Origin of the sequence: Streptomyces sp. NPDC005866 (assembly GCF_040629895.1) — a bacterium.
Taxonomy (GTDB): domain Bacteria; phylum Actinomycetota; class Actinomycetes; order Streptomycetales; family Streptomycetaceae; genus Streptomyces.
The window spans coordinates 43,203-55,529 of sequence record NZ_JBEXWP010000035.1; the positions used below are offsets into that span (position 1 = coordinate 43,203).

General features: G+C 67.5%; 11 protein-coding genes. 9 read left to right on the top strand and 2 right to left on the bottom strand.

The features are described from left to right. The first annotated feature begins 19 nt into the window (after positions 1-19). A complete protein-coding gene (locus tag ABZ396_RS36510; protein WP_358921087.1) occupies positions 20-994 on the top strand; it encodes a carbohydrate kinase family protein in 975 nt (324 codons plus the stop codon). A gap of 73 nt (positions 995-1,067) precedes the next feature. On the opposite strand, the gene ABZ396_RS36515 is transcribed toward ABZ396_RS36510, so the two are convergent. After that, positions 1,068-2,444, bottom strand: a complete 1,377-nt coding sequence (locus ABZ396_RS36515; RefSeq protein ID WP_358921089.1) for an aminotransferase class V-fold PLP-dependent enzyme — start codon at positions 2,442-2,444, stop codon at positions 1,068-1,070. Between the two features lie 340 nt (positions 2,445-2,784). Here ABZ396_RS36515 and coxB point away from each other — a divergent pair, with 340 nt between their 5' ends. The 4 genes from coxB (at position 2,785) to ABZ396_RS36535 (ending at position 7,285) form a co-directional block, all read left to right on the top strand. Then, on the top strand, positions 2,785-3,747 hold the full coding sequence (gene coxB / locus ABZ396_RS36520) for a cytochrome c oxidase subunit II (protein WP_358921091.1): 963 nt from the start codon (positions 2,785-2,787) through the stop codon (positions 3,745-3,747). After that, complete coding sequence (gene ctaD, locus ABZ396_RS36525; RefSeq protein WP_358921093.1) at positions 3,744-5,477, top strand: cytochrome c oxidase subunit I; 1,734 nt, start codon at positions 3,744-3,746, stop codon at positions 5,475-5,477. The genes coxB and ctaD overlap by 4 nt, the downstream gene beginning before the upstream one ends. Then, positions 5,474-5,872: a cytochrome c oxidase subunit 4 gene (locus ABZ396_RS36530; RefSeq protein ID WP_358921095.1), complete on the top strand. Its 399-nt coding sequence runs from the start codon at positions 5,474-5,476 to the stop codon at positions 5,870-5,872. The genes ctaD and ABZ396_RS36530 overlap by 4 nt, the downstream gene beginning before the upstream one ends. A 150-nt stretch (positions 5,873-6,022) precedes the next feature. Next, positions 6,023-7,285: an Ig-like domain-containing protein gene (locus ABZ396_RS36535; protein ID WP_358921097.1), complete on the top strand. Its 1,263-nt coding sequence runs from the start codon at positions 6,023-6,025 to the stop codon at positions 7,283-7,285. A gap of 125 nt (positions 7,286-7,410) precedes the next feature. On the opposite strand, the gene ABZ396_RS36540 is transcribed toward ABZ396_RS36535, so the two are convergent. Then, complete coding sequence (locus ABZ396_RS36540) at positions 7,411-7,812, bottom strand: hypothetical protein (protein ID WP_358921099.1); 402 nt, start codon at positions 7,810-7,812, stop codon at positions 7,411-7,413. A 187-nt stretch (positions 7,813-7,999) separates the two neighbouring features. On the opposite strand from ABZ396_RS36540, the gene ABZ396_RS36545 reads away from it, so the two are divergent. From ABZ396_RS36545 to ABZ396_RS36560, 4 genes are all read left to right on the top strand, one after another. Beyond that, positions 8,000-8,620: a heme-copper oxidase subunit III gene (locus tag ABZ396_RS36545; RefSeq protein ID WP_358921101.1), complete on the top strand. Its 621-nt coding sequence runs from the start codon at positions 8,000-8,002 to the stop codon at positions 8,618-8,620. Between the two features lie 77 nt (positions 8,621-8,697). After that, positions 8,698-9,510, top strand: coding sequence for a cytochrome c (locus tag ABZ396_RS36550; protein WP_358921103.1), 813 nt, complete (start codon positions 8,698-8,700; stop codon positions 9,508-9,510). Further along, positions 9,507-10,565 (top strand): Rieske 2Fe-2S domain-containing protein, encoded by a 1,059-nt coding sequence (locus ABZ396_RS36555; RefSeq protein WP_358921105.1) that lies wholly within the window; start codon positions 9,507-9,509, stop codon positions 10,563-10,565. Before ABZ396_RS36550 ends, ABZ396_RS36555 begins: the two co-directional genes overlap by 4 nt. Continuing rightward, complete coding sequence (locus ABZ396_RS36560; protein WP_358921107.1) at positions 10,562-12,226, top strand: ubiquinol-cytochrome c reductase cytochrome b subunit; 1,665 nt, start codon at positions 10,562-10,564, stop codon at positions 12,224-12,226. Before ABZ396_RS36555 ends, ABZ396_RS36560 begins: the two co-directional genes overlap by 4 nt. Positions 12,227-12,327: the final 101 nt, after the last annotated feature.

The following is a 12,327-nucleotide window of genomic DNA, read 5'->3' on the forward strand; positions in this document are numbered from 1 at the left end:
CCTCAGGAGAGTTCCAGCCGTGCGCATCGCAGTCACCGGCTCCATCGCCACCGACCACCTCATGACCTTCCCCGGCCGCTTCGCCGACCAGTTCGTCGCCGACCAGTTGCACACGGTCTCGCTGTCCTTCCTGGTCGACAACCTGGACGTGCGCCGGGGCGGCGTCGGCGCGAACATTGCTTTCGGCATGGGACAGCTCGGCACCCGGCCGATCCTCGTGGGCGCGGCGGGCTTCGACTTCGACGAGTACCGGGCCTGGCTCGGCCGGCACGGCGTCGACACGGACTCCGTCCGCATCTCCGAGACCCTGCACACCGCGCGTTTCGTGTGCACGACCGACTCCGACCACAATCAGATCGGCTCCTTCTACACGGGCGCGATGAGTGAGGCCCGCCTGATCGAGCTGAAGACCGTCGCCGACCGGGTGGGCGGCCTCGACCTGGTCCTGATCGGCGCGGACGACCCCGAGGGCATGCTCCGCCACACGGAGGAGTGCCGCGCCCGTTCCATCCCCTTCGCCGCCGACTTCTCCCAGCAGATCGCCCGGATGAACGGCGACGAGATCCGGATACTGCTGGACGGCGCGACGTACCTCTTCTCCAACGAGTACGAGAAGGGGCTGATCGAGACCAAGACCGGCTGGAGCGACGAGGAGATCCTCGCGAAGGTCGGTCACCGGGTCACCACGCTCGGTGCGCGCGGGGTGCGGATCGAGAAGGCCGGCGAGGACGCCATCGAGGTCGGCTGCCCCGACGAGGAGCGCAAGGCCGACCCGACGGGCGTCGGCGACGCGTTCCGGGCCGGGTTCCTGTCAGGGCTCGCCTGGGGTGTCTCGCTGGAGCGGGCGGCCCAGGTGGGTTGCATGCTGGCGACTCTCGTCATCGAGACCGTGGGCACCCAGGAGTACCAGCTGCGCCGCGGGCACTTCATGGAGCGGTTCACGAAGGCGTACGGGGACGAGGCGGCCGACGAGGTTCGGGGGCATCTGGTCTGACGCCGCCGGGCGCGGGTGCCCGGCCGGCGGCAAGCGCTCGGCCGAACCGACACCGCCCGCGCCCCTCAGCGAGTCAGCTGACCCGGCGGACCAGGTACGCCGTTCCCCTCTCCGCGGGCTCCTCACCGACGTACTCCTGGCCCCGCATCTCGCACCACGCAGGGATGTCCAGCCGTGCCGCCTCGTCATCCGACAGGACGCGGACCGTGCCGCCCAGCGGCACGGCCCCGATGACCTTGGCCAGTTCGATGACGGGGATCGGGCACCGCTTGCCCAGCGAGTCGACGACCGTCTCCTCGGAGCGGACCGCCGTCGCCGGCATCGGGGCGCCCAACTTCTCCCGCACCCCCGCCACCACTCCCGGCAGCACCTCCAGGAACCGTTCCACATCCGTCTGCGCGGCCCCCGCCGGCAGCGACACCCGCACGTTCCCCTCGCTCAGCACGCCCATCGCCTTCAGCACATGGCTGGGCGTGAGCGTGCTGCTCGTGCAGGAGGATCCGGACGACACGGAGAAGCCCTCGCGGTCGAGTTCGTGGAGCAGGGTCTCTCCGTCGACATAGAGACAGGAGAAGGTGACGATGCCCGGCAGACGCCGGTCCGCGTCCCCCACCACCTCCACGTCCGGGACCAACTCCGGGACCCGCGCCCGGATCCGCGCCGTCAGCTCCCGCAGCCGTACGGCCTCCTGCTCGGCCTCCGCCCGTACGGCCCGCAGCGAGGCGGCCGCCGCGACGATCGCCGGGAGGTTCTCGAACCCCGGCGCCCGCCCCGACTCCCGCTCGTCCGAGGCGCCTTGGACGGCGAACCGCACCCCTTTGCGCACGACCAGCAGCCCGACCCCGCTCGGCCCGCCCCATTTGTGCGCGCTCGCCGTCAGCAGCGACCAGTCGCCCTCGACCCGCCCCCAGCCCAGCGACTGGGCCGCGTCCACCAGCAACGGCACCCCGGCCGCCCGGCACACCTCGGCCACCGCTGCCACCGGCTGCACGGTCCCCACCTCGTGGTTGGCGGACTGAAGGCAGGCGAGCGCGGTGTCCGGCCGCAGAGCCGCCTCGTACGACTCGGCGTCCACCGCGCCCGTCCGTGCCACCGGCACGCGGGTCACCTCTCCACCGTCGGCCTCGAAGACCTCGGCCGAGTGAAGCACCGAGGAGTGTTCGACGGCTGACACGATCAGGTGACGTCCAGCCCGGCGCCGCCCTGCCAACGCCCCGGCGATGCCGGTGTGAACGGACCGCGTGCCGGACGGGGTGAACGTCAGCTCGTCGGCCCGGCAGCCGACGGCTTCGGCAGCCGCCTCCCGGGCCGCGTCCAGCAGCATGCGGGCCTTGCGTCCCTCGCGGTACAGGCGCGCCGGGTCGGCCCAGCCGTCGTCGAGTGCGGCCAACAGCGCCTGACGGGCCACGGGATGGAGAGGGGCGGAGGAGGCGGCATCGAAATAGGACATACGGCAACGCTAGACGCCCCGAGGGGGCGAGGGGCTGTGAGATGGGCGGCTTCGTCGCGGGGCGCGATCAGGCACGACGCACCCGCCGCCGCGTACGCCCCGGGCAAATCGAGCTGGTGGGCGGCCCGAACCCCCGTCAGAAAACAGACCCCGTGGGTCATCCCACCCCCTTGGGGGTGACCCACGGCGCGTTAGGGACCCTCCCCGCGCGACCCCAAATGGCGTCCAGTAGGGTTTGGTCCGCATAAACATCCAAACCCCTGCCCGACGCAGGGCGGCGACCGACCAGCGAGAAGGCCGCAGCCGAACCGCGCGGGCGAGACTCTCGGGAAGGCGCTACGTGAGTCCCAACGGCTCCGACCGCTCGCCGCGGCGCCCGATGCGGCGGAAGCTGCTGCAGGCAATGACCGCGGGCCTGGTCCTGGCGACCGCTACCGGTTGCACATACAAGGACTTCCCCCGCCTTGGTATGCCCACCCCGACCACGGAAGAGGCTCCGCGGATCCTCTCCCTGTGGCAGGGGTCCTGGGCCGCCGCGCTCGCCGTCGGCGTGCTGGTGTGGGGTCTGATCATCTGGAGCGCCATCTTCCACCGGCGCAGCCGCACCAAGATCGAGGTTCCGGCCCAGACCCGGTACAACATGCCGATCGAGGCCCTGTACACGGTGGTGCCGATCATCATCATCTCGGTGCTGTTCTACTTCACGGCCCGGGACGAGACGAAGCTCCTCAGCCTCACCGACAAGAAGCCCGACGTCACGGTGAACGTGGTCGGCTTCCAGTGGAGCTGGGGCTTCAACTACGTCGCGCCCGTCGACGGTGTCACGGGCGACGCGAAGACCGACGCGAACCTGGACGCCATTCCGGACCGGTTCAAGAAGGACTTCCCGGCCAACGCCGGTGGCGTCTACGACGTCGGTACGCCGGGTACCAGGAACCCGCAGACCGGCAACCCCGGTCCGACGCTCTGGCTCCCCAAGGGGGAGACCGTCCGCTTCGTCCTCACCTCGCGTGACGTCATCCACTCCTTCTGGGTGCTGCCGTTCCTGATGAAGATGGACGTCATCCCGGGTCGCACCAACGCGTTCCAGGTGACCCCCAACCAGGAGGGCACCTTCCGCGGCAAGTGTGCGGAGCTCTGCGGCGTCGACCACTCCCGGATGCTGTTCAACGTGAAGGTCGTCTCGCCCGAGCGCTACCAGCAGCACCTCAAGGACCTCGCCAAGAAGGGGCAGACCGGTTACGTTCCCGCCGGCATCGCGCAGACGAGCCACGAGAAGAACCGGGAGACGAACGTACTGTGAGCATCCTCAACGAACCCCAGGGTGCCGCGGCCGCTGAAGGCTCGTACGCTGACGAGCTGCCGGTCAGGCGCAAGCAGCCCGGCAATGTCGTGGTGAAGTGGCTGACGACCACCGACCACAAGACCATCGGCACGCTGTATCTGGTCACGTCGTTCGCGTTCTTCCTGATCGGCGGCGTGATGGCGCTGCTCATGCGCGCCGAGCTCGCTCGCCCCGGTCTGCAGATCATGTCGAACGAGCAGTTCAACCAGGCGTTCACGATGCACGGCACGATCATGCTGCTGATGTTCGCGACGCCGCTGTTCGCCGGCTTCACGAACTGGATCATGCCGCTCCAGATCGGCGCGCCGGACGTCGCCTTCCCGCGGCTGAACATGTTCGCCTACTGGCTGTACCTGTTCGGCTCGACGATCGCGGTCGGTGGCTTCCTCACCCCGCAGGGCGCGGCCGACTTCGGCTGGTTCGCCTACTCCCCGCTGTCGGACGCGGTCCGCTCGCCGGGCATCGGCGCCGACATGTGGATCATGGGTCTGGCCTTCTCCGGCTTCGGCACGATCCTCGGCGCGGTCAACTTCATCACCACGATCATCTGCATGCGGGCCCCCGGCATGACCATGTTCCGCATGCCGATCTTCGTGTGGAACGTGCTGCTGACCGCCGTCCTGGTCCTGCTCGCCTTCCCCGTCCTCGCCGCCGCGCTGTTCGCGCTGGAGGCGGATCGGAAATTCGGGGCACATGTCTTCGACGCGGCAAACGGCGGAGCCCTGCTCTGGCAGCACCTCTTCTGGTTCTTCGGCCATCCAGAGGTGTACATCATCGCGCTGCCGTTCTTCGGCATCATCTCCGAGGTCATCCCGGTCTTCTCCCGTAAGCCGATGTTCGGCTACATGGGTCTGATCGCGGCCACCATCGCGATCGCCGGTCTGTCCGTGACGGTGTGGGCGCACCACATGTACGTCACCGGCGGTGTGCTGCTGCCGTTCTTCTCCTTCATGACGTTCCTCATCGCCGTACCGACCGGCGTGAAGTTCTTCAACTGGATCGGAACGATGTGGAAGGGGTCATTGAGTTTCGAGACCCCGATGCTCTGGGCCACCGGCTTCCTGATCACCTTCACCTTCGGTGGTCTCACCGGTGTCATCCTGGCCTCGCCCCCGATGGACTTCCACGTCTCCGACTCGTACTTCGTGGTGGCGCACTTCCACTACGTGGTCTTCGGTACGGTCGTCTTCGCGATGTTCTCCGGCTTCCACTTCTGGTGGCCGAAGATGACGGGCAAGATGCTCGACGAGCGCCTCGGCAAGATCACCTTCTGGACGCTGTTCATCGGCTTCCACGGCACCTTCCTGGTCCAGCACTGGCTGGGCGCCGAGGGCATGCCGCGTCGTTACGCCGACTACCTGGCGGCCGACGGCTTCACCACGCTGAACACGATCTCGTCGATCAGCTCCTTCCTGCTCGGCCTGTCGGTCCTGCCGTTCCTCTACAACGTGTGGAAGACGGCCAAGTACGGCAAGCCGGTCGGCGTCGACGACCCGTGGGGCTACGGTCGTTCGCTGGAGTGGGCGACCTCCTGCCCGCCGCCGCGGCACAACTTCCTCACCCTGCCGCGGATCCGCAGCGAATCCCCGGCGTTCGACCTGCACCACCCCGAGATCGCCGCCCTGGAGCAGCTGGAGCACGGCGGCCACGCCGCCGCTGTCACGGGCAGCAAGGAGGCCGGCAAGTGAAGATCCAGGGCCGCATGTTCGTGTGGCTGAGCGTCTTCGTCCTCGCCATGGCGATCGTCTATGGCGTCTGGTCGAAGGAGCCGGCCGGTACCACGGCGCTCTTCCTGGCCTTCGGCCTGTGCATCATGATCGGCTTCTACCTGGGCTTCACGGCCTCGCGGGTGGACGCCGGTGCCCAGGACAACAAGGAGGCCGACGTCGCGGACGAAGCCGGCGAGCTGGGCTTCTTCAGCCCGCACAGCTGGCAGCCGCTCGCCCTCGGTGTCGGTGGCGCGCTGGCCTTCCTCGGTGTGGCCGTCGGCTGGTGGCTGCTGTACTTCTCGGCGCCCATCATCCTGATCGGCCTCTTCGGCTGGGTGTTCGAGTACTACCACGGTGAGAGCCGCACGCAGTAAGCACACACCGAGCGCATCAGGAGCCCGGACCCTCTCCCAGGAGGGTCCGGGCTCCTGCTTTCCGGGGCGTCCCACCTTCGGCGCAGTGCCGGGTCACCCGTACGGATTACCTGGCGTGCCAGTATGGAAAACGTCTCATAGCGTGACCGTATGAGTCACTCTCCGTGCGCCCGTACCGTCGTCAGCTGCACCCTGCTGGTGACCGCCCTCGGCGCGGGCGTCACCGCCTGCGGATCGGACGGCAACCCGCTGTCGGGCAAGCCGTACGACGCGGCGGACCAGGTCTCCTTCAACACCCCTACCGGCGCGGGAAAGCGGGCCGATCCGGACAAGCCGCTGGAGGTCGTCGCCAAGAGCGACGAGGACCGGATCACGGACGTCACGGCCGAGGACGCCACCGGTCGCCATGTGGCGGGCGAACTCGACGCCGACGGCCGTCGCTGGCACAGCACCTCCCCGCTGGCCGCCAACGCCCACTACACGGTCCATGTCAGTACCGAGGACGAGGACGGCGCGCCCGGCCGCAAGGTCCTCACCTTCGACACCAGCATGCCCACCACCCAGCAGCGGCTGAAGGTCACCTTCGGCCCCAAGGCGGGTGAGTACGGCGTGGGCCAGCCCGTCACCGCCCAACTCGATCACGAGGTCAAGGACAAGGCCCAGCGGGCCGTCGTGGAGCGTGCCCTCAGGGTCGACTCCATCCCCGCCGTGGAGGGGTCCTGGTACTGGGTGAGCAACAAGGAACTCCACTACCGGCCCAAGGACTACTGGCCCGCCCACGCCACCATCCAGGCGCACAGCAACCTGGAAGGCGTCAAGATCAGCGACCGTCTGTGGGGCGGCGCGGCCAAGCCCCTGAAAATCACCACCGGCGACAAGCTCCTGGCCGTCACGGACGCCGCCGCCCACCAGTTGACGGTGTACAAGAACGACAAGGAGATCAACCAGATCCCCGTCACCACCGGCAAGTCCGGCTTCGAGACCCGCAACGGCGTCAAGGTCGTACTGGAGAAGCAGTACTTCGTACGCATGCGCGGCACCACGGTCGGCATCGCCGAGGGCACCTCGGACTCGTACGACCTCCCGGTCTACTACGCCACCCGGGTCACCTGGTCGGGCGAGTACGTCCACGCCGCCCCCTGGTCGGTGGGCTCCCAGGGCTACGAGAACGTCAGCCACGGCTGCACCGGCATGAACACCTCGAACGCCGAGTGGTTCTTCAACACCGTCCACCCGGGCGACCTGGTGAAGGTCGTCAACTCCAAGGGCGAGGAGATGGAGCACTTCGGCAACGGCTTCGGCGACTGGAACCTCGCCTGGAAGGACTGGCGCAACGGCAGCGCCCTCGTCAACGGCACCCCGGACGGCCCGAAGCCGGGGGACGCGGTGAGAGTGCAGCCGGCTGCCCTGTGAAACGCCCTGAGGGGCAAGCGCCCGATAGGGGGCGCGGGACTGTATTCGTTATGCGGCTACCGCCGCGTGGGCGCGAACGGCCGCCACCGGCCCGCACGCGCGCACACGACCCGCGCCCCGCCCTCCTAGGCGCTCTGCAACCGCCGCTGCCGCAACAACGCGGCCAGCGCCGAGGCGAACTCCACCGGATCCACCGGAAGCGTCACAGCCGCGTCCGCACGGCTCCACGTGGCGAGCCACGCGTCCTGCGGCCGCCCGATCAGCAGCAGCACCGGCGGGCAGTTGAAGACCTCGTCCTTGATCTGCCGGCACACCCCCATGCCCCCCAGCGGCACGGCCTCGCCGTCCAGCACGCACACGTCGATCCCGCCCTTGTCCAGTTCGGTGACGACGGCCTGGGGCGTCGCGCACTCCACGAACTCGACGAACGGCACATCGGGAGCCGGCCGCCGGCCTGCGGCCAGCCGTACCTGCTCGCGGGTGTTGGAGTCGTCGCTGTAGACCAGCACCGTGGCGGTCGGCTGCATTGTTCCTCCGATGCGCGGGGACGGGAGTCGTCGTACGGACAGGACCGATGCGCCGGATGCTACTCCCCCGAACATCGCGTCAACACCTGTTGGAACACCGCTTCGATGGGCCATCCGGGCAGTACACACGGTGCTAACACTCCGAACGGCACCCCCCGGAGTGAGCCCGAGATAAGCGACCGACATAATGTCGGTCGTGGCGACAGCAACGACAGTAGAAACCGGGCACGCGCACCCGTCGGTCAATCGGCCGAACCTCACCAGCGTAGGAACCATCATCTGGCTGAGTTCCGAGCTGATGTTCTTCGCGGCCCTCTTCGCGATGTACTTCACCCTGCGATCGGTGACAGGTCCGGATCACTGGAAGGAGATGGCGAGCCATCTCAACATTCCGTTCTCCGCGACCAACACCACGATCCTGGTGCTCTCCTCCCTCACCTGCCAGCTCGGCGTGTTCGCTGCCGAGCGCGGGGACGTGAAGAAGCTCCGGGGCTGGTTCATCGTCACCTTCGTGATGGGCGCGATCTTCATCGGCGGTCAGATCTACGAGTACACCAGCCTGGTGAAGGACGACGGGATCTCGCTCTCCTCCGACCCGTACGGCTCGGTGTTCTATCTGACCACCGGCTTCCACGGGATGCACGTGACGGGCGGCCTCATCGCCTTCCTGTTCGTCCTCGGCCGCACCTACGCGGCGAAGCGGTTCACGCACGAGCAGGCGACCGCGGCCATCGTCGTGTCCTACTACTGGCACTTCGTCGATGTCGTCTGGATCGGCCTCTTCGCCACGATCTACCTGATCAAGTAGCCGGGCCGGCTCCACGCGCTGCAGAAGCGCACAACCCAGAAGCATCGACGCAGAAGATCCTGACACCGGGGTAATCCGTGAAAAAGCTCTCCGCACGACGACGCCATCCGCTGGCGGCGGTCGTCGTCCTACTCCTCGCGCTGGCGGCCACTGGGGGGCTGTACGCTGCGTTCGCACCCGCGGGCAAGGCGCAGGCCGATGAGACCTCCCAGTCCCTGACCATTGAGGAGGGCAAGAAGCTCTACTCGGTCGGCTGTGCCAGCTGCCACGGCACCGGCGGTCAGGGCTCGTCCGACGGCCCCAGTCTGGTCGGCGTGGGCGCCGCGGCCGTCGACTTCCAGGTGAGCACCGGCCGTATGCCGGCCGCCACCTCGCAGGGCCCCCAGGTCCTCAAGAAGAAGAACATCTACACCCAGGCCCAGATCGACCAGCTCGCGGCGTACATCGCCTCGCTGGGCCCCGGTCCCGAGGTGCCGACCAAGGAGCAGTACAGCCCGGCCGGTGCCGACATCGCCGCGGGCGGCGAGCTCTTCCGCACCAACTGCGCGCAGTGCCACAACTTCGTCGGTAAGGGAGGCGCGCTGACCGAGGGCAAGTTCGCGCCTGACCTGTCGGGCGTCGATCCGAAGCACATGTACGAGGCCATGCAGACGGGCCCGCAGAACATGCCGTCCTTCCCCGACACGACGATGCCGGAGAAGAACAAGAAGGACATCATCGCGTACCTGAACGCGGTCAACAGCAGCAAGACGACGAACCCCGGCGGTCTTGACCTGGGCGGCATCGGGCCGGTCAGCGAGGGTCTGTTCTCGTGGGTCTTCGGTCTCGGTGCCCTGATCGCGGTCGCCGTCTGGGTCGCCGCTCGGACCGCAAAGGCCAAGAAGTCATGAGTAGCCAAGACATTCCAGAAGAGAACCTGCCCGCTGAGCAGGACCACGCGCACGTAGCGGTGGGCGTCGCGGACGAGAGGTACCCGTTCGCGGACCCGGGTCTGCCGCCCCACGAGCACCGGATCCAGGACATCGACGAACGGGCCGCCAAGCGGTCCGAGCGCGTCGTGGCCCTGTTGTTCACGGTGTCGATGCTGGCCACCGTCGGCTTCATCGCCTCGTATGTCACGATCCCGCGCGACAAGTCGATCTTCGTCTTCCCGCTCGGTCACATCAGCGCGCTGAACTTCGCGCTGGGCCTGACCCTCGGGGTGGCGCTGTTCTGCATCGGCGCGGGTGCGGTCCACTGGGCCCGCACCCTGATGTCCGATGTGGAGGTCGCCGACGAGCGGCACCCGATCGAGGCCCCTCCCGAGGTCCGTGCCAAGGTCCACGCGGACTTCAAGGAGGGCGCCAAGGAGTCGGGGATCGGCCGCCGCAAGCTGATCCGCAACACGATGTTCGGTGCGCTGACCCTGGTCCCGCTCTCCGGCGTCGTGCTGCTGCGCGACCTCGGCCCGCTGCCCGGCACCTCGCTCCGCCACACGGAGTGGTCGAAGGGCAAGCTCCTCGTCAACATGAACACCAACGAGCCGCTGCGTCCCTCCGACGTCACCGTCGGCTCGCTGACCTTCGCCAAGCCCGAGGGCCTGGAGGAGACCGACGAGGAATTCCAGAACAAGATCGCCAAGGCGGCCCTGATGATCGTCCGGCTGCAGCCGGACAACATCAAGGACAAGCGCGAGCTCGAGTGGGCGCACGAGGGCATCGTGGCCTACTCGAAGATCTGCACCCATGTCGGTTGCCCGATCTCGCTGTACGAGCAGCAGACCCACCACGTGCTCTGCCCGTGCCACCAGTCCACCTTCGACCTCTCCGACGGAGCCCGAGTGATCTTCGGCCCGGCCGGTCACGCCCTGCCGCAGCTGCGCATCGGCGTGAGCGAGGAGGGCTACCTCCAGGCGCTCGGCGACTTCGAGGAGCCCGTCGGTCCTGCTTTCTGGGAGCGCGGATGAGCACTACACCCAACGAAACGAATGCATCTGCCGCTGGCGCGGCGGGCCGTTCCTCTCGCGGGAAGGCACCGGCCGGCGAGCGCGTCGCCGACTGGGCCGACGGCCGGCTCGGGATCTACTCCCTGGCCAAGTCCAACATGCGCAAGATCTTCCCCGACCACTGGTCGTTCATGTTGGGCGAGGTCTGCCTGTACAGCTTCATCATCATCATCCTGACGGGTGTCTATCTGACGCTGTTCTTCCATCCGTCGATGACCGAGGTGGAGTACCACGGCAGCTATGTCCCGCTCCAGGGACAGCTGATGTCCGAGGCGTTCAGCTCGACCCTGCACATCTCCTTCGACGTGCGCGGTGGTCTGCTCATCCGGCAGATCCACCACTGGGCCGCGCTGATCTTCCTCGCCGGCATGTTCGTGCACATGATGCGTGTGTTCTTCACCGGCGCGTTCCGTAAGCCGCGTGAGATCAACTGGCTGTTCGGCTTCCTGCTGTTCGTCCTGGGCATGTTCACCGGCTTCACCGGTTACTCGCTCCCGGACGACCTGCTCTCCGGCACCGGTGTCCGCTTCACCGAGGGCGCGATCCTGTCGATGCCGATCGTCGGCACGTACCTCACGATGTTCATCTTCGGCGGCGAGTTCCCCGGCCACGACTTCGTGTCCCGGTTCTACTCGATCCACATCCTGCTGCTGCCGGGCATCATGCTCGGCCTGGTGGTCGGCCACCTGATCCTGGTCTTCTACCACAAGCACACGCAGTTCGCGGGACCTGGAAAGACCGAGAAGAACGTCGTCGGCATGCCGCTGCTGCCGGTCTACATGGCCAAGGCCGGAGGCTTCTTCTTCCTGGTCTTCGGTGTCATCGCGGTCATCGCGGCGACCACCCAGATCAACCCGATCTGGGCCATGGGCCCCTACCGTGCGGACCAGGTGTCCACCGGCGCCCAGCCCGACTGGTACATGGGCTTCGCCGAGGGTCTGATCCGCTACTTCCCGGGCTGGGAGATCAACTTCTGGGGTCACACGCTCGTCCTGGGCGTGTTCATCCCGCTGATGCTCTTCGGCCTGGTCCTGGCCGCGATCGCGGTCTACCCGTTCATCGAGTCCTGGGTCACCGGCGACAAGCGCGAGCACCACATCCTGGACCGCCCGCGCAACGCCCCGACCCGTACCGGCTTCGGTGTCGCCTGGGTGACCGTGTACATGATCGGCCTGGTCGGTGGTGGCAACGACCTCATCGCCACCCACTTCCACCTGTCGATCAACGCCGTCACCTGGTTCGTCCGGATCTTCTTCTTCGTCGGCCCGGTGATCGCGTTCATCATCACCAAGCGGATCTGCCTCGGCCTGCAGCGCCGGGACCGCGAGAAGGTGCTGCACGGTCGCGAGACCGGCATCATCAAGCGGCTGCCGCACGGTGAGTACATCGAGGTGCACGAGCCGCTCAGCCAGGAGCAACTGCACACCCTCACGGCCCACTACCAGTACGAGCCGGCCCAGGTCGGCCCGGCGGTCGACGAGAACGGTGTCGAGCGCAAGATCAAGGGGGTCGAGAAGCTCCGCGCCAAGCTGAGCAGCGCCTACTACGGCGACGACAACCAGATCCCGAAGCCCTCCGTCGAGGAGTACAAGGAGATCACGAGCGGCCACGGCCACCACTGATCGAGCGCGTCGCCACGCCACGGTCGAAGGGCCCCCGTCCGTACACCGGACGGGGGCCCTTCGCCGTGTCCGGGGCTGGATAGGGTAGCCCTGACACTGCT

What these genes read in the sequence shown, in the direction of transcription:
- ABZ396_RS36555 (WP_358921105.1), top strand. Translation starts at nt 9,507, where the DNA reads ATGAGTAGCCAAGACATTCCAGAAGAGAACCTGCCCGCTGAGCAGGAC.
- ABZ396_RS36515 (WP_358921089.1), bottom strand. Translation starts at nt 2,444, where the DNA reads ATGTCCTATTTCGATGCCGCCTCCTCCGCCCCTCTCCATCCCGTGGCC.
- ABZ396_RS36545 (WP_358921101.1), top strand. Translation starts at nt 8,000, where the DNA reads ATGTCGGTCGTGGCGACAGCAACGACAGTAGAAACCGGGCACGCGCAC.
- ABZ396_RS36535 (WP_358921097.1), top strand. Translation starts at nt 6,023, where the DNA reads ATGAGTCACTCTCCGTGCGCCCGTACCGTCGTCAGCTGCACCCTGCTG.
- ABZ396_RS36560 (WP_358921107.1), top strand. Translation starts at nt 10,562, where the DNA reads ATGAGCACTACACCCAACGAAACGAATGCATCTGCCGCTGGCGCGGCG.
- ABZ396_RS36540 (WP_358921099.1), bottom strand. Translation starts at nt 7,812, where the DNA reads ATGCAGCCGACCGCCACGGTGCTGGTCTACAGCGACGACTCCAACACC.